General features: G+C 70.1%; 19 protein-coding genes. 9 read left to right on the top strand and 10 right to left on the bottom strand.

Annotation, left to right across the window (positions count from 1 at the left end):
- Positions 1–88: 88 nt before the first annotated feature.
- The 9 genes from pssA to ABT004_RS28865 form a co-directional block, all read right to left on the bottom strand.
- Entirely contained in the window at positions 89–871 is a 783-nt protein-coding gene (pssA, locus tag ABT004_RS28905; protein ID WP_351342535.1) for a CDP-diacylglycerol--serine O-phosphatidyltransferase, read from the bottom strand.
- A 52-nt stretch (positions 872–923) separates the two neighbouring features.
- On the bottom strand, positions 924–1,580 hold the full coding sequence (locus ABT004_RS28900) for a phosphatidylserine decarboxylase (RefSeq protein WP_351342531.1): 657 nt from the start codon (positions 1,578–1,580) through the stop codon (positions 924–926).
- A 192-nt stretch (positions 1,581–1,772) separates the two neighbouring features.
- Positions 1,773–2,978 carry an acyl-CoA dehydrogenase family protein gene (locus tag ABT004_RS28895; protein WP_351342529.1) on the bottom strand — a complete coding sequence of 402 codons (1,206 nt, stop codon included), beginning with the start codon at positions 2,976–2,978 and terminating at the stop codon, positions 1,773–1,775.
- Positions 2,979–3,005: 27 nt separating this feature from the next.
- Entirely contained in the window at positions 3,006–3,509 is a 504-nt protein-coding gene (locus tag ABT004_RS28890; RefSeq protein WP_351342527.1) for a MaoC family dehydratase, read from the bottom strand.
- 7 nt (positions 3,510–3,516) lie between these two features.
- Positions 3,517–4,479 carry an HpcH/HpaI aldolase/citrate lyase family protein gene (locus ABT004_RS28885; protein ID WP_351342526.1) on the bottom strand — a complete coding sequence of 321 codons (963 nt, stop codon included), beginning with the start codon at positions 4,477–4,479 and terminating at the stop codon, positions 3,517–3,519.
- Complete coding sequence (locus tag ABT004_RS28880) at positions 4,476–6,524, bottom strand: ethylmalonyl-CoA mutase (protein ID WP_351342524.1); 2,049 nt, start codon at positions 6,522–6,524, stop codon at positions 4,476–4,478. The genes ABT004_RS28885 and ABT004_RS28880 overlap by 4 nt, the downstream gene beginning before the upstream one ends.
- 22 nt (positions 6,525–6,546) lie before the next feature.
- Positions 6,547–7,884 carry a crotonyl-CoA carboxylase/reductase gene (ccrA, locus tag ABT004_RS28875; RefSeq protein WP_351342522.1) on the bottom strand — a complete coding sequence of 446 codons (1,338 nt, stop codon included), beginning with the start codon at positions 7,882–7,884 and terminating at the stop codon, positions 6,547–6,549.
- A gap of 471 nt (positions 7,885–8,355) precedes the next feature.
- Positions 8,356–9,180, bottom strand: coding sequence for a TetR family transcriptional regulator (locus tag ABT004_RS28870; RefSeq protein ID WP_351342533.1), 825 nt, complete (start codon positions 9,178–9,180; stop codon positions 8,356–8,358).
- An 85-nt stretch (positions 9,181–9,265) separates the two neighbouring features.
- Entirely contained in the window at positions 9,266–11,056 is a 1,791-nt protein-coding gene (locus tag ABT004_RS28865) for a 3-hydroxyacyl-CoA dehydrogenase family protein (RefSeq protein WP_351342520.1), read from the bottom strand.
- A gap of 316 nt (positions 11,057–11,372) precedes the next feature.
- Here ABT004_RS28865 and ABT004_RS28860 point away from each other — a divergent pair, with 316 nt between their 5' ends.
- Complete coding sequence (locus ABT004_RS28860; protein WP_351342518.1) at positions 11,373–11,945, top strand: adenylosuccinate lyase; 573 nt, start codon at positions 11,373–11,375, stop codon at positions 11,943–11,945.
- 78 nt (positions 11,946–12,023) lie between these two features.
- Here the strand turns inward: ABT004_RS28860 and ABT004_RS28855 are convergent, their stop codons facing one another.
- Entirely contained in the window at positions 12,024–13,064 is a 1,041-nt protein-coding gene (locus ABT004_RS28855; protein WP_351342517.1) for an Rv2578c family radical SAM protein, read from the bottom strand.
- A gap of 168 nt (positions 13,065–13,232) precedes the next feature.
- Here ABT004_RS28855 and ABT004_RS28850 point away from each other — a divergent pair, with 168 nt between their 5' ends.
- The 8 genes from ABT004_RS28850 (at position 13,233) to ABT004_RS28815 (ending at position 25,293) form a co-directional block, all read left to right on the top strand.
- The gene (locus ABT004_RS28850; RefSeq protein ID WP_351342515.1) at positions 13,233–13,676 is read left to right on the top strand and encodes an SRPBCC family protein; all 444 of its coding nucleotides are present in this window, start codon (positions 13,233–13,235) and stop codon (positions 13,674–13,676) included.
- Between the two features lie 213 nt (positions 13,677–13,889).
- Positions 13,890–16,283: an MFS transporter gene (locus ABT004_RS28845; RefSeq protein WP_351342514.1), complete on the top strand. Its 2,394-nt coding sequence runs from the start codon at positions 13,890–13,892 to the stop codon at positions 16,281–16,283.
- A gap of 379 nt (positions 16,284–16,662) precedes the next feature.
- Positions 16,663–19,044 carry an ATP-binding SpoIIE family protein phosphatase gene (locus ABT004_RS28840; RefSeq protein ID WP_351342512.1) on the top strand — a complete coding sequence of 794 codons (2,382 nt, stop codon included), beginning with the start codon at positions 16,663–16,665 and terminating at the stop codon, positions 19,042–19,044.
- Between the two features lie 85 nt (positions 19,045–19,129).
- A complete protein-coding gene (locus tag ABT004_RS28835) occupies positions 19,130–19,855 on the top strand; it encodes a methyltransferase domain-containing protein (RefSeq protein WP_351342510.1) in 726 nt (241 codons plus the stop codon).
- A 127-nt stretch (positions 19,856–19,982) separates the two neighbouring features.
- The gene (locus ABT004_RS28830; protein ID WP_351342508.1) at positions 19,983–20,816 is read left to right on the top strand and encodes a M55 family metallopeptidase; all 834 of its coding nucleotides are present in this window, start codon (positions 19,983–19,985) and stop codon (positions 20,814–20,816) included.
- Positions 20,809–22,161 carry a M20/M25/M40 family metallo-hydrolase gene (locus ABT004_RS28825; protein WP_351342507.1) on the top strand — a complete coding sequence of 451 codons (1,353 nt, stop codon included), beginning with the start codon at positions 20,809–20,811 and terminating at the stop codon, positions 22,159–22,161. Before ABT004_RS28830 ends, ABT004_RS28825 begins: the two co-directional genes overlap by 8 nt.
- A gap of 55 nt (positions 22,162–22,216) precedes the next feature.
- Positions 22,217–24,373: a prolyl oligopeptidase family serine peptidase gene (locus tag ABT004_RS28820; protein ID WP_351342505.1), complete on the top strand. Its 2,157-nt coding sequence runs from the start codon at positions 22,217–22,219 to the stop codon at positions 24,371–24,373.
- Entirely contained in the window at positions 24,370–25,293 is a 924-nt protein-coding gene (locus tag ABT004_RS28815; protein ID WP_351342503.1) for a S66 peptidase family protein, read from the top strand. Before ABT004_RS28820 ends, ABT004_RS28815 begins: the two co-directional genes overlap by 4 nt.
- Positions 25,294–25,403 lie beyond the last annotated feature (110 nt).

The following is a 25,403-nucleotide window of genomic DNA, read 5'->3' as shown; positions in this document are numbered from 1 at the left end:
TCCCAAACCCCGGGCGCCCTACACTTTATTCCGGGGGGGCCCCCCCCCCAACAGGGGCCCCCCCCCACCGCCCACACGTTCCGTCGGGCTACGGCAACTGCGTGGCCCGCGCCTCCCGCCGATTCCCCCGGAAATTATTCACACGGCGAGCCGTCGCGAACAACGGGATGACCGCCCCCAGGACCACCTGAAGCGTGCACCCCATCGCAAGGAGCAGCTGCCCGCCGGGCGCGTCGAACGCCCACGCCGCAAGCAGCCCCATGCTCGCCACGATCCACCCCAGCATCGCCACGGCGAGCCGCCCCCGCGGCTTCGGGTACTCGACCCGGCTCACCATGAGCCACGCCGTACCGATGATCGCGAGGAGCGTCGCCACGAAGGGCAGCTCGAGCAGCACGATCGAGACGACGGTCAGCGCGCCGAACGGCGACGGCATCCCCTGGAACGTGCCGTCCTTCACGGTCACGCACGAGAACCGCGCAAGCCTCAGCACCACCGCCAACAGCACAACGATCGCGCCCACCGCCGCGACTCTCTGGTGCGCGTCGTCGGCGACCATCCCGTACACGAGCACGAAGTACGCGGGCGCGAGGCCGAAGCTGATGAGATCGGAAAGGTTGTCCAGCTCCGCGCCCATCGGCGAGGACCGCAGCTTGCGCGCCACCAGACCGTCGAACAGGTCGAAGATCGCGGCGGCGAGCATCAGGATCACGGCGGTCGCGGCGGAGTGCCGCGCCATGCCGGAGTCCGAGCTGCCCTGGATGTGCGGGATCAGGATCCCGGTCGTCGTGAAGTAGACGGCCATGAAGCCGCACGTGGCGTTGCCCAGCGTGAGGGTGTCCGCTATCGACAGACGAAGCGACAGCGGCATCTCCTCCGCGTCGTCCGCCAGGTCGTCATCGGCCCAGGCCGGAGTCTCGTGGTCAGTCACGGTCAATTCGGGTCACCCCAGCCACCGTCTTCTGGCCGACCTCGACGTCGGCCTCGACGCCCTCGGGGAGGTAGATGTCGACACGCGAACCGAAGCGGATCAGGCCGATCCGCTCGCCCTGCTCGACCTTCGTGCCCTGGGGGATGTAGGGCACGATGCGGCGGGCGACGGCGCCGGCGATCTGGACCATCTCGATGTCACCGAGCTCGGTGTCGAAGTGCCACACCACCCGCTCGTTGTTCTCGCTCTCCTTGTTGAAGGCGGGAACGAAACCACCGGGGATGTGCTCGACCGACCTGACCGTGCCCGCGAGGGGAGCGCGGTTCACGTGCACGTTCAGCGGGCTCATGAAGATCGCGACGCGGGTGCGCCCGTCCTTCCACGGCATGATGCTCTGCACCACACCGTCGGCCGGGGAGATGACCCGGCCATCGGCGATCTCGCGCTCGGGGTCGCGGAAGAACCACAGCATGCCGGCCGCCAGAGCGGTGGTCGGAACGGCGAGTGCGGCTGCCTTCTTGGAGCGACGCGAGCGCGCCAGGCTGAGGGCAGCCGTGGCGACGGTCGGGAGAAGCCACGGCGAGGCTCCGCGCGCAAGACGTCCCTTGAGGACGCCGTCGCGTGGTGCAGAGATTTGGCTGTGGGGCATGGATGACCTTCGTAGCGGATGAGGCCGCGCAGTTTACGGGGGACGGCGGCTTTTCCGGGATGCTATCGGTTGCGAGCCACAACTGGGCAAGCCAGGAAGCCACATCGGACGGCAGGCGTCTCCCGGAGCGCGCCTACGGGGTGTGATCTTCTTCGCGAAGAAACACCCCGTAAACGGACATCTGGCCCAGGATCAGCCTTGGGATCGATACTCCTCGAGGAGTCGACGACCAATGATCATTTTCTGGATCTCGGCGGTACCTTCGCCGATCAGCAGCATCGGTGCCTCGCGGTAGAGACGCTCGATCTCGTACTCCTTGGAGAAGCCGTAGCCGCCATGGATCCGGAACGCGTCCTCCACGACTTCCTTGCAGTATTCGGAGGCCAGGTACTTGGCCATCCCTGCCTCGAGGTCGTTACGTTCCCCTGAGTCCTTTTTGCGTGCTGCATTGACCATCATCGCATGGGCGGCCTCGACCTTGGTGGCCATCTCGGCCAACTTGAACTGGATCGCCTGGTGCTGCGCGATCGGCTTTCCGAAAGTGTGCCGTTGCTGCGCGTAATCGACACCCAGTTCAAATGCACGCTGGGCGACGCCGCAGCCACGCGCGGCGACATTCACGCGCCCGACCTCCACGCCGTCCATCATTTGGTAAAAGCCGCGGCCGGTCTCTCCGCCCAGTACGCGATTGGCCGGAATGTGCAGGTCATCCATGATGAGTTCGGTCGTGTCGACGCCCTTGTACCCCATCTTGTCGATCTTTCCGGGGATGGTCAGGCCTGGACGGACCTCACCGAAACCGGGTTCCTTCTCCACGAGGAACGTCGTCATCGACTTGTGCGGCGCGGAGCCCTCCGGGTGACCTTCATCACTTCGCGTGAGAACGGCCACGAGCGTTGACGAACCACCGTTCGTCAGCCACATCTTCTGGCCGTTCAGGCGGTAACTGTCGCCGTCCTTAACCGCCTTTGACGTGATGGCCGACACGTCGGAGCCAAGTCCCGGTTCGGACATGGAGAATGCGCCACGCACCTCGCCGAGCGCCATGCGGGGCAGGAAGTGGTCCTTCTGCTCCTGCGTCCCGTGCTGCTTGAGCATGTAGGCGACGATGAAGTGGGTGTTGATGATGCCGGAGACCGACATCCAGCCGCGCGCGATCTCCTCCACGCACAGCGCATAGGTGAGCAGCGACTCGCCCAGACCCCCGTACTCCTCGGGAATCATGAGCCCGAACAGGCCCAACTCCTTGAGCCCGTCGACGATCTCTTGCGGGTACTCGTCCCGGTGCTCGAGTTCGGTCGCTACCGGGAGGATCTCTTTGTCGACGAAGTCCCTGACCGTGGAGAGGATTTCCCGCTGCACTTCGGTCAGGCCGTGGGTCTGGGCGAGTCGGCTCATGGCTACTTCTCCTGCGACTTGACGGTGTTAATGGGAAGGCGACGGGCGGCCGGGCTGTTCGCCGCCGCGTTCCTTGATGTACGTCTCGGTGGGCACCATCACCTTGCGGCGGAAGACGCAGACGACCGTGCCGTCCTGCTTGTAGCCCTTGGTCTCCACGTAGACGATGCCCCGGTCCGATTTCGATTTGGACGGAGTCTTGTCCAGGACGGTCGTCTCGCCGTAGATGGTGTCGCCGTGGAAGGTCGGCGCCACGTGCTTGAGCGACTCGACCTCCAGGTTGGCGATCGCCTTGCCCGACACGTCCGGCACGGACATCCCGAGGAGGAGCGAGTAGATGTAGTTCCCGACGACGACGTTCTTGCCGAAGTCCGTCGTCTTCTCCGCATAGTTCGTGTCCATGTGGAGCGGATGGTGGTTCATCGTCAGGAGGCAGAAGAGGTGGTCGTCGTACTCGGTGACCGTTTTTCCGGGCCAGTGCTTGTAGACGTCCCCGACGGTGAACTCTTCGTAGGTGCGGCCGAACTGCATGGTGTCGTCACGCCTCCGGGATCTCGAACTTGGACGTGCGCTGCATACCGGCGGCGCGTCCCTTCCCGGAGATGACGAGCGCCATCTTCCGGCTGGCCTCGTCGATCATCTCGTCGCCGAGCATCGCGGAGCCCTTCTTGCCGCCGGCCTCGGACGTGCAGTAGTCGTACGCGTCCAGGATCAGCTCGGCGTGGTCGTAGTCCTCCTGGGAGGGCGAGAAGACCTCGTTGGCGGCCTCGACCTGGCCGGGGTGCAGGACCCACTTGCCGTCGAAACCGAGGGCTGCGGCGCGGCCCGCGACCTCGCGGAAGCCGTCGACGTTCTTGATCTGCAGGTACGGGCCGTCGATCGCCTGGAGGTCGTTCGCGCGGGCCGCCATCAGGATCTTCATCAGGATGTAGTGGTACGCGTCGGCGCCGTAGCCGGGCGGCTGCTCGCCGACGACCAGGGACTTCATGTTGATGGAGGCCATGAAGTCGGCCGGGCCGAAGATGATGGTCTCGGTGCGCGGCGAGGCCTCGGCGATCGCGTTGACGTTGTTGAGGCCCTGCGCGTTCTCGATCTGCGCCTCGATGCCGATCTTGCCGACCTCGAAGCCCATCGTCTTCTCGATCTGCGTGAGCAGCAGGTCGAGCGCGACGACCTGTTCGGCGCTCTGCACCTTCGGCAGCATGATGCAGTCGAGGTTCTGGCCCGCGCCCTCGACGACGGTCACGACGTCGCGGTAGGTCCACTCGGTCGTCCAGTCGTTGACCCGCACGACGCGCGTCTTGCCCGTCCAGTCGCCCTCGTTGAGGAACTTGACGATGGTGTGCCGGGCCTCCGGCTTGGCGAGCGGCGCGCAGGCGTCCTCCAGGTCGAGGAAGACCTGGTCGGCGTCGAGGCCCTGGGCCTTCTCCAGGAAGCGCGGGTTCGAGCCGGGCACGGCCAGACACGAACGGCGCGGGCGAAGGCGGTTGACCTGGGTCATGCGGGGACCTCCAGTGGGTCGAGGTGGTTCGCTGTGCGGATCTCGTCGACGATACGGCCGATGATCTCCGTGATGCCGAAGTCCTTGGGGGTGAAGACGGCGGCCACACCCGCCCGCTTCAGGTCCTCGGCGTCGGCGTTGGGGATGATGCCGCCGACGATCACGGGGATGTCGGTGGCGCCCGCCTCATGCAGGCGGGCGAGCACGTCGGGCACGAGCTCGGCGTGCGAGCCGGACAGGATCGACAGGCCGACGCAGTGCACGTCCTCGGCGAGCGCCGCGGACACGATCTGGTCGGGCGTGAGCCGGATGCCCTGGTAGACGACCTCGAACCCGGCGTCGCGGGCCCGTACGGCGATCTGCTCGGCGCCGTTGGAGTGCCCGTCCAGGCCCGGCTTGCCGACCAACAGGCGGAGCTTGCCGCCCAGTTCGTCACCGGTGCGGCGGACCTTCTCGCGGACCTCCGCGAGCGGCGTGCCCTCCTCCGCGGTGACCGCGACCGGCGCAGACGAGACGCCCGTGGGGGCCCGGAACTCGCCGAACACCTCGCGCAGGGCCGCCGACCACTCACCGGTCGTGACCCCGGCGCGGGCGCATTCGAGGGTGGCCTCCATGAGGTTCTCCGTGCCCGCCGCGGCCTCCTTGAGACGGTCGAGCGCCTGCCCGGTGGTCGGGTAGTGGAACGGATCGCCCATGCCCTGCCGGTCGGAGGACTCCTCACGCGTCGTCCGCCAGTCACCGATGGCGCGGACGACCCTGGCCTCGACGTCGTGGTCCACCGTCATGATCGCGGTGTCCAGGTCGGCGGTGAGCGGGTTCGGCTCGGTGCCCTCGTAGCAGTTGACGCCGACGATCTTCTCCTCGCCGGCCTCGATCTTGGCGCGGCGTTCCGCGTGCGAGGAGACGAGCTGCGACTTGAGGTAGCCGGACTCGACGGCGGCCATGGCGCCGCCCATCTCCTGGATCCGGTCGATCTCGGCGAAGGACTCGGCGACCAGCTCGTCGACCTTCTTCTCGATGACGTGCGAGCCCGCGAAGATGTCCTCGTACTCCAACAGGTCGCTCTCGTGGGCGAGAACCTGCTGGATGCGCAGGGACCACTGCTGGTCCCAGGGCCGGGGGAGGCCCAACGCCTCGTTCCAGGCGGGGAGTTGAACGGCGCGGGCGCGCGCATCCTTGCTGAGTGTCACGGCCAGCATCTCAAGCACGATCCGCTGGACGTTGTTCTCCGGCTGGGCCTCGGTCAGGCCGAGGGAGTTGACCTGCACCCCGTAGCGGAAGCGGCGCTGCTTCGCGTTCTCGATGCCGTACCGCTCGCGCGTGATCTGGTCCCAGATCCGCCCGAACGCCCGCATCTTGCACATCTCCTCGATGAACCGGACTCCCGCGTTCACGAAGAAGGAGATGCGGGCCACGACGTCCCCGAACTTCTCGGCGGGGACCTGCCCCGAGTCGCGTACGGCATCGAGAACCGCGATGGCGGTGGACATCGCGTAGGCGATCTCCTGGACCGGAGTGGCCCCCGCCTCCTGGAGGTGGTAACTGCAGATGTTGATCGGGTTCCACTTCGGCATGTTCGCGACGGTGTACGCGATCATGTCGGTGGTCAGGCGGAGCGAGGGACCCGGCGGGAACACGTGGGTGCCCCGCGACAGGTACTCCTTGACGATGTCGTTCTGCGTCGTGCCCTGGAGCGCGGCGAGATCCGCGCCCTGCTCCTCCGCGACGACCTGGTAGAGCGCCAGGGTCCACATGGCGGTGGCGTTGATGGTCATCGAGGTGTTCATCTGCTCCAGGGGGATGTCCTGGAACAGCCGCCGCATGTCACCGAGGTGGGACACCGGGACGCCGACGCGGCCGACCTCACCCCGCGCGAGGATGTGGTCGGGGTCGTACCCGGTCTGGGTCGGCAGGTCGAAGGCGACCGACAGACCCGTCTGTCCCTTGGCGAGGTTGCGCCGGTACAACTCGTTGGACGCCTCGGCCGTGGAGTGCCCGGCGTACGTACGCATCAACCACGGCCGGTCCTTCTGACGCTCAGTCATCAGCAGTAGCTCCTACGGAATTTCAGACGTTCCGGAACCGGTTGATGGCGTCGATGTGCTGCGCCCGCTTCTCGTGGTCGCGCACGCCGAGGCCCTCCTCGGGGGCGAGCGCGAGGACGCCGACCTTGCCCTGGTGGCGGTTCTGGTGCACGTCGTAGGCGGCCTGGCCGGTGTCCTCCAGCGAGTAGACCTTCGACAGCGTCGGGTGGATCTTGCCCTTGGAGATCAGGCGGTTGGCCTCCCACGCCTCGCGGTAGTTGGCGAAGTGCGAGCCGATGATCCGCTTCAGGGACATCCACAGGTAGCGGTTGTCGTACTCGTGGTTGTAGCCGGAGGTCGAGGCGCAGGTGACGATCGTGCCGCCCTTGCGCGTGACGTAGACGGAGGCGCCGAAGGTCTCGCGGCCGGGGTGCTCGAAGACGATGTCGACGTCCTCGCCACCGGTGAGTTCGCGGATCCGCTTGCCGAACCGCTTCCACTCGCGCGGGTCCTGGTTGTGCTCGTCCTTCCAGAACTTGTAGCCCTCGGCGTTCCGGTCGATGACCGCCTCGGCGCCCATGGCCCGGCAGATGTCGGCCTTCTCGGGGGAGGAGACGACGCAGATGGGGTTGGCGCCGCCGGCGAGCGCGAACTGCGTGGCGTACGAGCCGAGTCCGCCGCTCGCGCCCCAGATGAGGACGTTGTCGCCCTGCTTCATGCCGGCGCCGTTACGGGACACCAACTGCCGGTACGCGGTGGAGTTCACGAGGCCGGGAGCGGCGGCCTCCTCCCAGCTGAGGTGGTCCGGCTTCGGCATCAGCTGGTTGGACTTCACGAGCGCGACCTCGGCGAGGCCGCCGAAGTTGGTCTCGAAGCCCCAGATGCGCTGCTCGGGGTCGAGCATCGTGTCGTTGTGCCCGTCGCTCGACTCCAGCTCGACGGAGAGGCAGTGCGCGACGACCTCGTCGCCCGGGTGCCAGGCGTTGACGCCGGGTCCTGTGCGCAGCACGACGCCCGCGAGGTCGGAGCCGATGATGTGGTACGGCAGGTCGTGACGCTTCGTCAGTTCGCTCAACTTGCCGTAGCGCTCCAGGAATCCGAAGGTCGCCATCGGCTCGAAGATCGAGGTCCAGACGGAGTTGTAGTTCACGGAGGAGGCCATGACGGCGACGAGCGCCTCGCCGGGGCCGAGCTCGGGAACCGGCACGTCGTCCAGGTGGATGGACTTGCGCGGGTCCTTGTCGCGGGTGCTGAGCCCGGCGAACATCTCCGTCTCGTCCTTGTGCACGGTGATCGCGCGGTACGAGTCGGGGAGCGGCAGGGCTGCGAAGTCGGCAGACGTGGCGGTCTGCGACTGAATCGCGTCCAGGATGTCCTTCACGGTGTTGCCTCCGGCGGTGAGCGATTGAGGGGGATCGCTGAGTCGGGATGTGGCTGCTGATGTTTTTGGGGGAGTGCCGTCGGTTCGGCGGGTGGTGCTGTGGCAGCGCTTGGTGTGGCGCGGAAGGTTGCCTGTGACGCAGGCGTCCGGGTGCGCGAACCACGGTCGTACGTGCCTCGCGGGGACAGCCCTTGCACGGAAGTTTTCCGTGCGCCGGCCACCCGGACAACTTCAACGTATGGCACGCCGTGACGCCTGGCAAGGCACTGCGTGCCATTAGTTTCGCTCAGCTGGAAGAATTGGCGTTCAGGTGAGCGATGATCGATCAGGCGAGGTCAGGGGCGGGTTTCCGGGTGCCGGAAAGATCGATGATCGATCGCCACGCTCGACGGCGGGGTGAGAGGGGTACGCAAAAGGCGCCCCACCTGGCACGCAGTGCCAGGTGGGGCGCCTTCGAGGTGGTCGGTCCCGCTACCGGTTCCTGAGCGCCTCTTCGATCGTGCGCATGACCTCCGGCAGCGGCGCGTCCACGCGTGCCACCGTCACCAGGACCTCGCCGTTCTGCGAGACCTGCGCGGGGGTCGAGGGCGCGGCCGGGGTGCGGCCCGCGCCGATGCCGGTGCCGAACGTGCGGCGCACGATCGCGAAGGCGTGGTCGAGCTGGGTCTCGACGTCGCCCTGGCCGTCCGCCCGCAGCCAGCGCCGCAGCACGTGGTTGTGGGCGGTGACGACGGCGGACGCGGCGACCTCGGCGAGCAGCGGATCGTCGTTGCCGTCGTGGTGCGCCTGCTCGTCGAAGTGGCCGAGGAGGTAGCGGGTGAACAGTCGCTCGTAGCGGGCCACCGAGGCGATCTCGGCCTCGCGCAGCGTCGGTACCTCGCGGGTCAGCTGGTAGCGCGCGACGGACACCGCGGGCTGCGCGGCGTACATCTTCATGACTTCCTTGATGCCCCGGCACACCGTGTCCAGCGGGTGCTCCAGGGGCGGCGCCGCGTTCAGGACGGCCTCCGCGCGCACCAGGGTGTCGTCGTGGTCCGGGAAGATCGCCTCTTCCTTGGAGCGGAAGTGGCGGAAGAACGTGCGCCGGGCCACCCCGGCCGTCGCCGCGATCTCGTCGACCGTCGTCGCCTCGTACCCCTTCGTGGCGAAGAGTTCCATCGCCGCGGCCGCGAGCTCACGGCGCATCTTGAGCCGCTGGGCGGCGGCCCGATTCCCGGCGGCGCTCTCCGGCGCGTCGGGCGTGGCGGGGGTACGAGTGGACTGGTCGGCCTTGGACATGCCCCGAACGTACTGCATGTACGTGCCCGGTGGTGCCCCGGTCAGCGGGCCGCCCGGCTCCCCGAGCAGCCCACCCCAACCCGATTCGGCCTCCCCGAACGAATCAGCGCTTGGCATATTCGCGGAAACCACGGCCCGTCTTGCGGCCGAGGCAGCCCGCGGCCACCAGGTGCTCCAGGAGCGGAGCGGGGGCGAGGCCCGGGTCGCGGAACTCGCGGTGCAGCACGCGCTCGATGGCGAGGGAGACGTCCAGGCCGACCACGTCGAGCAGTTCGAACGGGCCCATCGGGTACCCGCCGCCGAGCTTCATGGCCGCGTCGATGTCGTCGAGCGAGGCGTAGTGCTCCTGGACCATCTTGATCGCGTTGTTCAGGTACGGGAAGAGCAGCGCGTTCACGATGAACCCGGCGCGGTCGCCGCAGTCCACGGGGTGCTTGCGGACCTTGCGGGTCAGCTCGCGGATGGTGGCGTGCACCTCGTCGGACGTGAGCACCGTGCGCACCACCTCGACCAGCTTCATGGCCGGCGCCGGGTTGAAGAAGTGCATGCCGATGACGTCCTGCGGCCGCGAGGTGGCGCGGGCACAGGCGACGACGGGCAGTGAGGAGGTCGTCGTCGCGAGGATCGCGCCGGACTTGCAGACCTTGTCGAACGTCGCGAACAACTGCCGCTTCACGTCCAGGTCCTCGGCGACGGCCTCCAGGGCCAGATCGACCTCGGCGAACGCGTCGTAGGAACCGGCGGGGGAGATGTGCGCGAGCGTCGCCTCGGCGTTCTCGGCGGTCATCCGGCCCTTGTCGACAGAGCGCTTGAGCGACTTGGCGATACGGGACTTGGCCGCCTCCGCCTTCTCCTCGCTGCGGGCCGCGAGCACCACGTCGTACCCGGCCTTCGCGAACACCTCGGCGATCCCGGAGGCCATCGTTCCCGAGCCCGCGACGCCGACGGAGCGGACGGTGCGGCCGGGGCCCGTGAGGCTGTCGCTGAGGGGCGTCAGGGCGTCGCGCACCACGTCGGAGCTGCCCGCCGCCTCGTACGTGTAGAAGCCGCGGCCCGCCTTGCGCCCGGTCAGACCCGCCTCGCTGAGCTGCTTGAGGATCGGCGCGGGGGCGTGCAACCGGTCGTGCGACTCGGCGTACATCGCGTCGAGGACGGTGCGCGCCGTGTCGACGCCGATCAGGTCGAGCAGCGCGAGCGGGCCCATCGGCAGACCGCAGCCCAGCTTCATCGCGGCGTCGATGTCCTCGCGCGAGGCGTACTTGGCCTCGTACATGGCGGCGGCCTGGTTGAGGTAGCCGAAGAGCAGCCCGTCGGCGACGAAGCCGGGCCGGTCGCCGACCGCCACCGGATCCTTGCCCAGCTCGATGGCGAGATCGGTCACGGTGGCGACGGCGGCCGGCGCCGTGAGCACGCTGGAGACCACCTCGACGAGCTTCATCGCGGGCGCCGGGTTGAAGAAGTGCAGGCCGAGGACGCGCTCGGGCCGCTCCGTGTCGGCGGCGAGCCGGGTCACCGAGAGCGCGTTGGTGCCGGTCGCGAGGATGGTGTCGGGGCGCACGACGGCGTCCAGCTCGCGGAAGATCTGCTGCTTGATCTCGTACGACTCCGGGACGACCTCGATCACCAGGTCGGCCTCGGCCGCGGCCTGCAGGTCCGTGAACGTACGGAAGCGGGCCAGCAGGTCGGCGCGCTGCTGCTCGGTGAGGTGCTCGCGGCGCACCGCACGCGCCGTCGAGGCCTCCAGGGACGCCACGGCCTGGGCGGTGGCGGACTCGCTGATGTCGATGCCGACGACCTCGTGCCCGGCACGGGCCAGGACCTCGGCGATGCCGGTGCCCATCGTGCCGAGGCCGACGACGGCCACAGTTGAGATACGGGACAGGGGAGCGTCCATCTGGGAACTCCAGAGAATGAGGGGTGACGACTGCGACTGAACCGCCGGGTGCGCGCGTCAACGGGCGCAAGAAGGGCGGGAGTTGAATCGAACCGGCGGCCCTGTCCCGGGGCCCGGCCGTACTGCGGTACACACGGGTACCGAACCGACTGACATTCACGACGGCTGCGTCACCAGGCCGCCGCGAGCGGTGCTGCGGGAAGTATGCCCCGCTCACCTGAGCTTAACCAGCGAGTAACGAGCGCGCCAGTCCCCACTGTTGAAAGGTCGCTGTGATCTACGTCGCCGCAGGCCGTGCGCGTCTACCCTCGACGTCATGGACGAAGAGTCGCGAACGGTAACGGAACGCATCCGGAAGGAATCCGGCGGAACGCCCGCGTTCGAGCAGCTGGCCGCCACCCACGACAAGGATGAGCTGGCGGCGGTGCTCACCGCGCCGCAGCAGCCGTTGTGGGCGCGGGAACTGGCGGCCTACCGGCTCGGCATCGCGGGCGACGGCCGCGCCTTCGAATCCCTCGTCCTGCTGCTCAATCATCGTGACCCGCAGCGCTGCGCCGCGGCGGCGCGGGCGCTCGCCGCGCTCGGCGACCCGCGCACGGCGCGGGCGGCGGCGGCGCTCGCGACGAACGAGCTCCGCGTCGCCTACGCGCTGCACCCCGTCCGCCTCCTCACCCAGCTCCGGGCCCCGGAGTCGGCCCCGGCCCTGATCGCCACGCTCCGTCGCCGCCTCGTCCCGCACGACCCGTACCGGAAGGTGGCCCTCGCCTGCGTGGAGGGCCTCGGCAGCCTGGCCGACCCCCGGGCCCGCGAGGTACTGAAGGAGGCGGCCACGCACCAGCGCCTCGCGATGGCCGCGGAGGCGGCGCTGGCGAGACTGCCGCAGGGGTGAGCCGGAGTCGGGCGCGGGGGAGCTTTACGGCAGTGGCGCCGGGCCCGGAAGCCTTTACAACGCCGGGCCCGGAAGTCTTTACAGCAAGGTCAGTTGGGTCGGCGCTTCAGGGGCCGGTTCCTCCTCGCGCGCGGGGATGCGACGGGGCGCGGCCGCCCGGGACGGGCCGATGCCGAACTCCTCGGCCAGTTCGTGGACCTGGCGGGTCACCCGGCGCTGGTACCACTTCGGGGCGTAGGCACCCTCCGCGTACAGCCGCTCGTAGCGCCGCACCAGGTGCGGGTGGTGCTGTGCCAGCCACCCCATGAACCACTCGCGGGCGCCGGGGCGCAGATGCAGGACCAGCGGGGTCACGGACGTCGCGCCCGCCTGGGCGATGGCGCGGACCGTCGCCCGCAGCTGGTCGGGGTGGTCGCCCAGGAAGGGGATCACCGGGGCCATCAGCACCCCGCAGCCGATCCCCACGTCGGTGAGGGCGCGTACGACATCGAGGCGGCGCTCGGGCGCCGGCGTGCCCGGCTCGACGGTGCGCCACAGCTCCTGGTCCACGAAGCCGACCGAGACCGAGATCCCGACGTCCGTCACCTCGGCCGCCTGACGCAGGACCGGCAGGTCGCGCAGGATCAGCGTGCCCTTGGTCAGGATCGAGAACGGGTTCGCGTAGTCGCGCAGCGCCTCGATGATGCCGGGCATCAACTGGTAGCGCCCCTCGGCCCGTTGATAGCAGTCGACGTTCGTGCCCATCGCGATGTGCTCACCGTGCCAGCGCCGCGAGGCGAGGTGGTGGCGCAGCAGTTGCGGCGCGTTCGTCTTCACCACGATCTGGCTGTCGAAGCCGAGCCCGGTGTCGAGGTCCAGATAGCGGTGGGTGTTGCGGGCGAAGCAGTAGACGCACGCGTGCGTGCAGCCCCGGTACGGGTTGACGGTCCACTCGAACGGCATCCGGGACGCGCCCGGCACCCGGTTCACGATCGACCGGGCCCTGATCTCGTGGAACGTCACCCCGCGGAATTCCGGGGTGTCGAACGTCCTGCTCACCACTGCGTCCGCGCCGAACAGCGCGGCGTCCCGGGTCCGCCCGTGGTCGACGGGCTCGTCCGTGAGGTTCTCCCAGCGCATGACGCCTCCTCGGTAGCACTGACCACAGAATAGAACACATGTTCCCTTGATCGTGCGAACCCGCCCGGATCGGGGTCCGGCCCCGATTTGGGCGGCCGGTACGGAGGGTGGTTGTCTTGACACCGCCCATGGGCGGTCCCTGAAGAACCAATTGCTGGAGGAAGTGTCATGGCGCAGGTCGAGGCCACCACGGAACGTGTCGTCGCCGCGAAGCCGGACGACGTCTTCGACGCTCTGGCCGACTACAAGGGCACGCGCGCGAAGATGCTGCCCGAGCACTTCAGCGAGTACGAGGTGCGCGAGGGCGGCGACGGCGAGGGCACGCTCGTGCACTGGAAGCTCCAGGCCACCAGCAAGCGCGTGCGCGACTGCCTGCTCGACGTGACCGAGCCGACCGAGGGCGAGCTCGTCGAGAAGGACCGCAACTCCTCCATGGTCACGACGTGGCGCGTCACGCCCGCCGGCGACGGACAGTCCCGCGTCGTCGTCACGAGCGTCTGGAGCGGCGCGGGCGGCGTCGGCGGCTTCTTCGAGAAGACCTTCGCCCCCAAGGGTCTCGGCCGCATCTACGACGCCGTGCTCGCGGGACTCGCGACCGAAGTCGAGAAGTGACCTGCGCACGCGGGCAGTTGTGACCCTGGCCCTCGCGCACTGATCCACCGCTCACCGTTTCGAGTGGTTTTCGTTCTGCCGCCGTTGTACGCCGTAGGGCTCCTACCGGCGGATACGTCGATCCGGCCCACCTGAACAGCGACTCGTCGCGCTTGCCCCCAGTTGTCGCCTAATGCGAGAAATGGCACGCAAGGGTGACGAGGGGAGCTGCAGGTGGGCACGGTGACGCTGGTGACCGATCCGGTCGGGGATCCGGTGGTCCCGCCCGATCTCCCGCCGGAGCCTCAACGGCCTACGGAACCCGCCGAGTTGCCCGGCCACGGCCTCAGCCCGCGCCGCGTGCGCATGGTCTTCGTCGGCCTGATGCTCGCGCTGCTGCTCGCCGCCCTCGAGCAGATGATCGTCGCCACGGCGCTGCCCCGGATCGTCGGCGAACTGCACGGCCTGGACAAGATGTCCTGGGCGATCACCGCCTACCTGCTGACCTCCACCATCGGCCTGCCGATCTACGGGAAGCTCGGCGACCTCTTCGGCCGCAAGGGCGTCTTCCAGTTCGCGATCGTCGTCTTCATCATCGGCTCCGCGCTCGCGGGCCGCGCCCGGACGATGGACCAACTCATCGCGTTCCGCGCCCTCCAGGGCGTCGGCGCGGGCGGACTCATGATCGGCGTGCAGGCGATCATCGGCGACATCGTGCCGCCGCGCGAACGCGGCCGCTACATGGGCCTGATCGGCGCCGCGTTCGGCCTCGCCTCGGTCGCCGGCCCGCTCCTCGGTGGCTACTTCACCGACCACCTCTCCTGGCGCTGGTGCTTCTACATCAACGTCCCGTTCGGCCTGCTCACCCTCGCGGTGACGGCGGTCGTCCTCAAGCTCCCCAAGCCCACGAATAAGGCCCGACTCGACGTCCTCGGCGCCCTGTTGCTGGCGACGGCATCCACCTGCCTCGTCCTGCTGACCAGTTGGGGCGGCACCGAGTACGCGTGGGGCGACCGCGTCATCATCGGGCTCGGCGCGGGCGCCCTCGCCTCGACGCTCCTCTTCCTCCTCGCCGAGGGGTTCGCCGCCGAACCCCTCATCCCGCTGCGGCTGTTCCGCGACTCCGTGTTCAACGTCAGCGGGCTCGTCGGCATGGTCGTGGGCGTCGCGCTGTTCGGCGCGGCGAGCTATCTGCCGACGTTCCTCCAGATGGTCGACGGGGCGTCGGCGACCGAGTCGGGGCTGCTGATGCTGCCCATGATGGGCGGAGTGGTCGTCGCCTCCATCGTCTCCGGCCAACTCATCAGCCACACGGGCCGCTACAAGCTCTACCCGATCCTCGGTGGCGCGCTCTCGACGGCGGGCATGTACCTCCTCTCCCGCCTCGAAGTCGACACCCCCCGCCTCGAATACAGCGTCTACATGGCCGTGTTGGGCGCGGGCATCGGCCTGATCATGCCGGTCCTCGTGCTCGCCGTGCAGAACTCCGTACGCGCCTCGGACCTCGGTACCGCCACCAGCGCCAACAACTACTTCCGGCAGATCGGCGGCAGCGTGGGTGCCGCGATCTTCGGCACGCTCTTCGCGAACCGGCTCGCCGACTCGCTCGCCGACCGGGTCACCGGCGGCGGACGCCTGCCCGACGCCGAGTCCATCACCCCGCAGCTCGTGCACGCGATGCCCGCGGCGTTGCGCACCCCGTACATCGAAGCGTACGCCGACGCGATGCCCCGGATCTTCCTCTACCTGGTGCCGGTCCTCGTCCTGGGCCTGCTCCTCGCCTTCTTCCTCAAGGAGACACCCCTCTTGTCCAGCAGCACTGGCTCCGAACACGCCGTCGTCCCGCCCCAGGAGCGCGGCTCCCACGCTGCGGGCCTCCCGGTCTGCGGGACCGTAAGGCACTCCGACGGCACCCCGGTGCCGCGCGCCGCGCTCACCCTCATCGACGTGTCCGGCGCCCAGATCGGCCGTGGCGCGAGCGGCGACGACGGCCGCTACGCGCTCGCCACGCCGGGCACGGGCTCGTACGTCCTGATCGCGGCGGCCGGCGGCCACCAGCCGCAGGCCGTGACGGTCACGGTGGGCGAGCGCCCCGTCGACCTCGACGTCGTCCTCGGCGGCGCGGGTCGCCTGGCGGGTTCGGTGCTCACGGCGGACGGAACTCCCGTACGCGAGGCCATCGTTACGCTGACCAACGCGCACGGCGAAGTGGTGTCGACGACCCGCTCCGGCCGCGAAGGCGCCTACGTCATCACGGAGTTGGTGGCCGGCGAGTACACCTTGGCCGCCAGCGCCCCCGCGTTCCGGCCCGCCGCGATGCCGGTGACGGTGATGGCCGCCCGTGAGACCCGCCAGGACGTGGAGCTCGCGGGCGGGGCGATGCTGAGGGGGACGGTGCGGGCGGGTAGTGGCCGGCCGGTGGAGGATGCGAGGGTGACGCTGCTCGACGTCGCGGGCAACGTGGTGGACACGCTGACGACGGGCCCTGACGGCACGTTCCGCTTCGTCGACCTGGCCTCCGGCGAGTACACGGTGATCGCCGCGGGCTACCCCCCGGTGGCCACAGTCCTCCAGGTCACCGGCGGCACCCGCACAGACCACGACCTCCAACTGGGCCACGACGACTGACCGGCGCGGGGGACGGGGTCGGCGCCGGTGGTTCTCTTGCGCGACACCGGGGGTTTTTCGAGCCGTGCCGGGCTCGGCGCCTACGGTATCGAGCGCGCCGCACCGGGGCGCCGCCTTGCCCACCCTGCCGCCCAAGGCGGCAGATTGCCCAAGGCGGGGGTGGCGGCCACCTTCATGTCCCAGCGGCGGGTGGGCAATTTAAGCCCCTGCGGCGATTGAGCAGCGGGGTCCGGGCGGAGCCCCGTGGCGTAGGGACGGTCGGCCGCAAGTCAAGGGGCGCGGCCCAATTACCGCCAAGGAGCCACCCGCCAACCGGCGGAGCCGTACCGTGGAAAGAGGCGCCGCCCACCCCCGGCGCCCCGAGGGAAGGAGTGCGGCGATGAACGGCACCGGTCAAGCCCCGCAGGGCCGCGTCCCGCTCGCCGTCGTCCTCGTCGACCACGCGGGCCGCGTCTCGCACTGGAGCAGCGGCGCCCGCCGCCTCTTCGGCCCGCCCAAGGAGGACGCGGTGGGCCGCCCCGCCGCCGACCTGCTCCCGGTGTCCGGCGCGCTCCCCCAACAGGGCCCCGCACCCCACGACTTGGAGGAGTCGCTCGGCGGACAGCTCTCCTACCCGGCCGCCGGCCGCGCCCGCCTCGACACCAGCGCCGTGCCCCGCGATCGCATCGACGTCCTGTGGTGGGCGTACCCCCTGGTCGGCCCGGGCCCGGAACGGCTGCTCGTACTGGCCGCCGACGCCCACCAGTTGGGCGGTGACGAAGAACCGGAGGTCGAGCGCATGGCCCCCGCCTTCGCGCTGCACACGGACTTCCCCGCGGCCGACGAACTCGCCCGCAAGCTCCCCGAGATCCTGCCGAGCATGAGCGTCTCCGAGAGCGCCCGCATCGTGTCGCAGGTACTCGAACTCGGCTACCCCGTCCTGGAGTTCAGCCAGCACGACCGGGTCCCCGTCACCGCGGACTGGGGCGTCTCCAGGCGCACCGAGCGCAAGGCCCGCCGCGCCGAGGCCGCCCGCGCCACCGCACTCGGCGTGCCGTCCCCGCGCGCGCCCCTCGACGACGCCGACACCGCCGAGGACCTCGAATACGCCGCCGTACGCGACCGCCTCGAATTCCTCAACGAGGTGAGCGGGCGAATCGGTTCGTCCCTCGACCTCTCCCGCACCATCGTCGAGGTCAGCCGTGCCGTCGTGCCACGCTTCACCGACGTGGCGGGCACGTATCTGCGGGAGCAGGTCGTCGCGGGTGAGGGCTTCCCCGAGGGCGCGCCCGACGCCACCACGATGTGGCACCGCGTCGCCCTGGAGCACACCGACGAACCGGGCCGCTGGGACGATGTCGTACCCGTCGGCGAGTCCATGCCGTTCCCGGTGCACACCCCGTTCTTCCAGTGCATGACCAGCGGCGACCCGGTCCTCGTGCCGTACATCTCGGAGGAGATGGGCAACGCGATCGCGTCGCAGTTCGAGAAGCGGGACATCCGCCCGCTCATCAACCACCGCTCCATGCTGGTCGTCCCGCTGAAGGCGCGCAACGTCGTGCTCGGCTTCATGATCCTGCTGCGCCACCAGGAGCGGCCGGTCTTCAACGACATGGACCGCGTGACCGGCGCCGAACTCGCCGCGCGAGCCGGCCTCGTACTCGACAACGCGCGGATGTACACCTACCAGGAGGCCGTCGCCGAGACGCTCCAGGACAGCATGCTGCCGCAGATCGAGCCGCACATGCCGGGCTGCGACATCGCCACCCGCTATCTGCCGGGCACGCTGCTCGGGCGGGTCGGTGGTGACTGGTTCGACTCCATCAAACTGCCGGGCGCCCGCACCGCGCTCGTCGTCGGCGACGTGATGGGCCACGGGCTCAACTCGGCGGCGATGATGGGCCAGTTGCGAACAGCCGTGCAGACCATGGCGGCGCTCGACCTGCCGCCCGCCCAACTCCTGCGCAATCTGGACGACTTGGCGCAGCGGCTCGGCGACAGTTACCTCGCGACGTGTCTGTACGCCGTCTACGACCCCATCGCGGGCGAGCTGCACCTCGCCAACGCCGGGCACATCCCGCCCGTCCTCGTGCGCGCCGCGGACGGCGGCAGCGAACTGCTCGAACTGCCCACGGGCGCACCGATCGGCGTCGGTGGCGTGCCCTTCGAGTCCGTACGGATCCCGGTCGCGCCCGGCGACCGCCTGGTGATGTGCACGGACGGCCTGGTCGAGGTGCGCGGCGAGGACATCGGCGTGGGACTCGCGACGCTCTGCGAGTCCGCCGCCCACCCGGCCGCCTCCATGGACGACGCCTGCGACACCATCATCCGCTCGTTGGCCACGACGGGCGGCCGCAAGGACGACGTGGCGCTGCTGCTCGCGCGGCTCAACGGGTTCGAGGGCGACGACGTCGCCCACTGGACCTTCGCCCCGGAGCCCGCGGAGGTGCCACGCGCGCGTGGCCTCGTACGCGAGCGGCTCGCCCGGTGGAGCCTGCCGGGGATCACGGACTCCGCGGAACTGATCGTGAGTGAACTCGTCACCAACGCCGTGTGCCATGCCGGCGGCGGCCCGGTCCAGCTGCGCCTGGTGCGTTCCGGGACGCTGCTGTGCGAGGTCGAGGACACCGAGCACGTGCTGCCGACGCTGCTGAACGCGGGCCCTGGCGACGAGTTCGGCCGGGGCCTGCGCGTGGTGGCGCGGCTCTCGCGCGCGTGGGGCACGAGCCGCACCGCGACGGGAAAGACCGTGTGGTTCGAACTTTCCGCGTCGTCTAAGTGAAGGTGCGTACGCCGTGCTTGTGGGGCGTGCCCCGGAGCGGTAGACCGATCTGACACTTCGGCCGCCGCACCCTGGGGAGGGTTCCATGAGCGTGAGCGAGCGCTACAAGGAAGCGTGGGAGAGCTTCTGGGAGGATGCCTCGCCCGAGCCGGGCGGTGTCTTCTGGGACGCCGAGCCCGCTCTCACGGCTGGGCTCCATCTCGCGCTGTTCGAACCGGAGTTGACGGCACCCGATCTGCCCATGGTGGACCTCGGCTGCGGCAACGGCACGCAGACCCGCTTCCTCGCCGACCGCTACCCGAGAGTGGTCGGCGCCGATCTGTCGGCCGCCGCCCTCGCTCGGGCGCGCGAGGCCGATCCCGCGGGACAGGCCGACTACCGGGAGCTCGACGCCACGGACAACAACCAAATGGTTTCCCTGCACGCCGAGTTGGGCGACGTCAACGTCTATATGCGGGGCGTGCTGCACCAGAGCGAGCCCACCGACCGGCAGCTGCTCGTCGACGCGATCGCGGCGCTCGTCGGCGAGCGCGGGCGCGGCTTCGTCGTCGAGCTGTCGGAGCGGGCGCGGCCGATCCTGGAGGAACTGGCGACGGGCCCCGCCGGGCCGCCGCCCAAGCTGGGCGAGGTGTTCTCGCACGGCATCGCGCCCGGCGAGGTCTCGGACGAGGTCGTGCCCGAGTACGTTGCGTCGGCGGGCCTCTCGGTCCTCGCCGCGGGGGAGCTGCCGCTCATGACCACGGACTTCTCGGCCGACGGCGGCCGCATCGAGCTGCCGTCGACGTGGCTGGTGGTGGGCCGGTCAGACTAATCCCGGGCGCCGCCGCACCGCTCTGACGAGCGGGAACTCCTCTCAACGGGTGGGAAATTGGTCTACACCACTGAGAGTTATCCACAGGTCTGGTGCGGCTCGGGCGGATCCGCGTACGGTTCTGGCCATGAAGATCCTTATCAGCGCCGACATGGAGGGCGCCACGGGCGTCACCTGGCCCGCGGACGTCCTCCCCGGCACACCGCAGTGGGAGCGCTGCCGTTCCATGTTCACGTCGGACGTGAACGCGGCGGCGCTCGGCTTCTTCGACGGCGGCGCCGACGAGGTGCTGATCAACGAGGCGCACTGGACGATGCGCAATCTCCTGCTCGAACAGCTCGACGAGCGGGTGCAGATGCTCACCGGACGGCACAAGTCGCTGTCCATGGTGGAGGGCGTCCAGCACGGCGACGTCGACGCCATCGCGTTCATCGGCTACCACGCGGGCGCCGGCATGGAGGGTGTGCTCGCGCACACCTTCCTCGCGAACCAGATCACGGGCGTCTGGATCAACGACATACGGGCGAGCGAGGGCCTGCTGAACGCGCATGTGGTGGCCGAGTACGGGGTGCCCGTCGTCCTCGTCACCGGCGACGACCTCGCGTGCGACGACGCGCTCGGGTACGCGCCCGAGGCCCGCAAGGTCGCCGTCAAGGACCACGTCTCCCGGTACGCGGCCGTGTGCCGCACCCCCGCGCGGACCGCCGCCGACATCCGGGCCGCCGCCAAGGACGCCGCATCCATCGCGGTGCGCCACGAGCCGGTGCGGGGCGGGCCGTTCACGATCCAGGTGGAGTTCGACGCCGAGCACCTCGCCATGGCCTCGACCGTCGTGCCGGGCGTGCGCCAGGTCGGCGAGCGCAAAGTCGCGTACACCCACGAGACCATGTACGAGAGCATCCGCACCTTCAAGGCGGTCACCACGATCGCCTCGTCCGCGGTGGAGGAACAGTATGGCTGAGCAGGCCCCCAGCGCGGCATCCCTCGGGACCGTGGACCAGCAGGCGCTCGACGAGGTCGTCGCGTTCACCTCCGAGCTGATCCGCATCGACACCACGAACCGCGGCGGAGGCGACTGCAAGGAGCGGCCCGCCGCCGAGTACGCGGCCGAGAAGCTCTCCGAGGCGGGCCTGAAGCCGACGATCCTGGAGCGCACCGCGGGCCGCGGCAATGTCGTCGCCCGCATCGAGGGCACCGACCCGACGGCCGACGCCCTGCTGGTCCACGGCCACCTGGACGTCGTGCCCGCCGAGGCGGCCGACTGGAGCGTCGACCCGTTCTCCGGCGAGGTGCGCGACGGCGTCGTGTGGGGCCGCGGCGCGGTCGACATGAAGAACATGGACGCGATGATCCTGGCGACCGTCCGCCAGTGGGCGCGCGTCGGGTTCCGGCCCCGGCGCGACATCGTCATCGCCTTCACTGCCGACGAGGAGGCCAGCGCCGAGGACGGCTCGGGCTTCCTCGCGGACCAGCACCCCGGCCTCTTCGAAGGCTGCACGGAAGGCATCAGCGAGTCCGGCGCCTTCACGTTCCACGACGGCGGCGGCAGGCAGCTGTACCCGATCGCGGCGGGCGAGCGCGGCACCGGCTGGCTGAAGCTCACCGCGCGCGGAAGGGCGGGCCACGGCTCCAAGGTCAACAGGTCCAACGCGGTGGGCCGGCTCGCCGCCGCGGTCGCCCGTATCGACGAGCACGAGTGGCCGGTGCGGCTCACCCCGACGGTGCGCGCCGCGCTGACCGAGATGGCCGCGCTGTACGGCATCCCGGCCGACGTGGACGCCCCGGACTTCGACGTCGACGCGCTGCTCGCGGCGCTCGGCCCGGCCGCCTCCCTGATCGAGCCGACCGTCCGCAACAGCGCCAACCCGACGATGCTGTCCGCCGGTTACAAGATCAACGTGATCCCGGGAGAGGCCACGGCGCATGTGGACGGGCGCTATCTGCCGGGCGGCGAGGACGAGTTCAGAACCACCCTCGACAAGCTCACAGGACCCGACGTCGACTGGGAGTACCACCACCGAGAGGTCGCCCTCCAGGCGCCGGTCGACTCGCCCGCGTACGCGAAGATGCGGGCGGCCGTCGAGGAGTTCGCACCCGAGGGTCACGTGGTCCCGTACTGCATGCCGGGCGGCACCGACGCCAAGCAGTTCTCCCGGCTCGGTATCACCGGCTACGGCTTCGCCCCGCTCAAGCTGCCCGAGGGCTTCGACTACCAGGCGCTGTTCCACGGCGTGGACGAGCGGGTTCCCGTGGAGGCGCTGCACTTCGGGGTGCGCGTGCTCGACAGATTCCTGCGCACGGCCTGAGGCAGCCCGCACACGTATCGGCAGAAACACCCGCAGGAACACGGACTAGGAAAAGATGGCGGACGCGAAGAACATGGGGGCCACCGGACAAATGCGGGGCGGGGACGACATGCTGCACACGCGAGAGTACGGATCCTGGCCGTCGCCGATCGACGCCGCACTGGCGGCGGCGCACGACGGGCAGCCCGAGTACGTCGGCTTCGTCGGCGCCGAGGCCTGGTGGACCGAACCCCGGCCCACCGAGGCGGGCCGCCGCGCCCTGGTGCGCCGGCTCGCCGACGGCACGGAGCACTCGATGCTGCCCGCGCCGTGGAACGTGCGCAGCCGCGTCATCGAGTACGGCGGCCGCCCCTGGGCCGGGACCGAGCGCCCCGAGGGCCCCCTGGTCGTCTTCGTGAACTTCGCCGACCAGCGCCTGTACGCGTACGAGCCCGACGCCCCCGGCGCCGAACCGCGCCCGCTCACCCCCGTCTCGGACATCGGCGACGGACTGCGCTGGGTCGACCCGCAGTTGCACGTCGAGCGCGGCGAAGTCTGGTGCGTCCTGGAGGAGTTCACCGGCGAGGGCCCGGGCGATCTGCGGCGCCTGGTCGCGGCCGTACCGCTCGACGGTTCGGCGGCGCAGGACCGGTCCGCGGTGCGTGAACTCTCCGACGACGCCCACCGGTTCGTCACCACCGCCCGGCTCTCGCCCGACGGGCGGCGCGCCGCGTGGATCGCCTGGGACCACCCGCGGATGCCGTGGGACGGCACGGAACTGCTGCTCGCCGAGGTCGCGGACGACGGCACCTTCGGCCCGGCGCAGACCGTGGCGGGCGGCGACGAGGAGTCCGTCTGCCAGGTCGAGTGGGCGCCCGACGGCGGACTGCTGTTCGCCGCCGACCGTAGCGGCTGGTGGAACCTGTACCGGCTCGATGTGCGCGGTGGGTGGGAAGTCCCGTCCGGGGGAGGGCAGCCGTCCCGAGGCGCCGACGTCCGCGGGGCCGCCACCCTGTCCGTGCCCACGACCCCGCAGGGCGCCCTCGCGCGCCCGACGCTCGCCGCCGCCCGGCCGCTGTGCGCCCGCGACGAGGAGTTCGGCGGGCCGATGTGGAAGGTCGGTCTGAGCTGGTTCAAGCCGCTGGAGGCCGGCCTGATCGCCGTCGTGCACGGCGTCGGAGCCACCGCCCTCGGCATCCTCGACCCCGAGACCGGCGAGGTCGTGGACACGGCGGGGCCCTGGACGGCGTGGTCGGCCACGCTCGCGGTGCACGGCAGCCGCGTCGTCGGCGTCGCCGCGAGCCCGCGCACCGCGCCCGAGGTCGTCGAGCTGGACACCGGCACCGGGCACACGCGCGTGATCGGCGCCGCGCACGACGACCCGGTCGACCCCGCGTACTACCCGGAACCCCAGATCCGCACGTTCGCCGGCCCCGACGGACGGGACATCCACGCCCACATCTACCCGCCGCACAGCCCCACCCACGTGGCCACCGACGGCGAGCTCCCGCCGTACGTCGTATGGGCGCACGGCGGACCCACCAGCCACGCGCCCCTCGTACTCGACCTGGAGATCGCCTACTTCACCTCGCGCGGCATCGGCGTCGCCGAGGTCAACTACGGCGGCTCGACCGGGTACGGGCGTGAGTACCGGAACCGGCTGCGCGAGCAGTGGGGCGTCGTCGACGTCGAGGACTGCGCGGCCGTCGCGCTCGCCCTCGCCGAGGAGGGCACCGCCGACCGCGGGCGGCTCGCCATCCGCGGCGGCAGCGCCGGAGGCTGGACCAGCGCGGCATCCCTGACCAGCACGGACGTCTACGCCTGCGGCACCATCATCTACCCCATCCTCGACCTCACCGGCTGGGCCGAGGGGGAGACCCACGACTTCGAGTCCCGGTACCTGGAATCGCTCGTCGGCCCGCTCGCCGAGGTGCCCGCGCGCTACGCGGAGCGCTCGCCGGCCGAGCACGCCGACCGCCTCTCGGCGCCGTTCCTGCTCCTCCAGGGCCTCGACGACGTGATCTGCCCGCCCGTCCAGTGCGAGCGGTTCCTGGAGCGCGTCGAGAGCGAGGGCCGACGCGTCCCGCATGCATACATCGCCTTCGAGGGAGAGGGTCACGGATTCCGCCGGGCGGACACGATGATCCGCGCCCTGGAGGCCGAACTCTCCCTGTACGCCCAGGTGTTCGGGCTCCAGCCCAGCGGCGTCCCCATCCTTGAGCTGACCAAGTGAGGCCACTGCGCCGCCCGAAGCGGCTGGCACCGGGCGCGCGGGTCGCCGTTGTCGCGCCCAGCGGCCCCGTCCCCGAGGACAGGCTCCAGGCCGGCCTCGACATCCTGCGCGGCTGGGACCTCGACCCGATCGTGGAGCCCCATGTCCTGTCCGTCCACGGTGAGTTCGACTACCTGGCGGGCGCGGACGCCGACCGCGCCGCCGACCTCCAGCGGGCCTGGTGCGACCCGGAGGTGGACGCCGTCCTGTGCGCCCGAGGCGGCTACGGTGCGCAGCGCATGGTCGACCTCCTCGACTGGGACGCGATGCGCGCGGCCAGGCCGAAGGCGTTCGTCGGCTACAGCGACATCACCGCGCTGCACGAGGCGTTCGCGGTGCGGCTCGGCGTGAGTACGTTGCACGGGCCGATGGTCGCCGCGGCCGACTTCCTCAAGAACCCGCGGGCGCAGGAGCATCTGCGGGCGACGCTGTTCGAGCCGGAGACGGTGCGGGTGATCTCGGCGGTCGAGGGTGGTGGCGGGGTCCTGGTGCCCGGCACGGCGCGCGGCGTCACGTTCGGTGGCTGCCTGTCGCTGCTCGCGGCGGATCTCGGCGCGGCGGGGGCGAGGTCGTCGGGGAGGGGTGGGCTGCTGTGCCTGGAGGACGTGGGGGAGGAGGCGTACCGGGTCGACCGCTACCTGACGCAACTCCTGCGCGGGGGCCTGCTCGACGGCGTCTCCGGGATCCTCCTCGGCTCCTGGACCGACTGCGAGCCGCTGCGCGCGCTGCTGATGGACCGGCTTGGCGGGCTCGGCGTCCCGGTGGTGGAGGACTTCGGCTTCGGCCACGGCGAGGGGGCTCTGACGGTTCCGCTGGGTGTGGCGGGTGAACTGGACGCGGCGTCCGGAACCTTGACGCTCGACGCGCCGGCCCTCACCTGACCCATTCCTCTTCCCCCACCCCACCCCTTCCCGGAAGTCCTGCCGGACGGGCCGCCTCAATAGCCCGGGGGGGGGTGAAAAAAAAACCCCCCCCCCCTTTGGGGGAAAAT

Source organism: Streptomyces sp. NPDC002790, from assembly GCF_040295505.1.
In the GTDB taxonomy this organism is placed as follows: domain Bacteria; phylum Actinomycetota; class Actinomycetes; order Streptomycetales; family Streptomycetaceae; genus Streptomyces.
The sequence above is the reverse complement of the archived record's forward strand: the minus strand, read 5'-3'. Positions and strand labels throughout refer to the sequence as shown.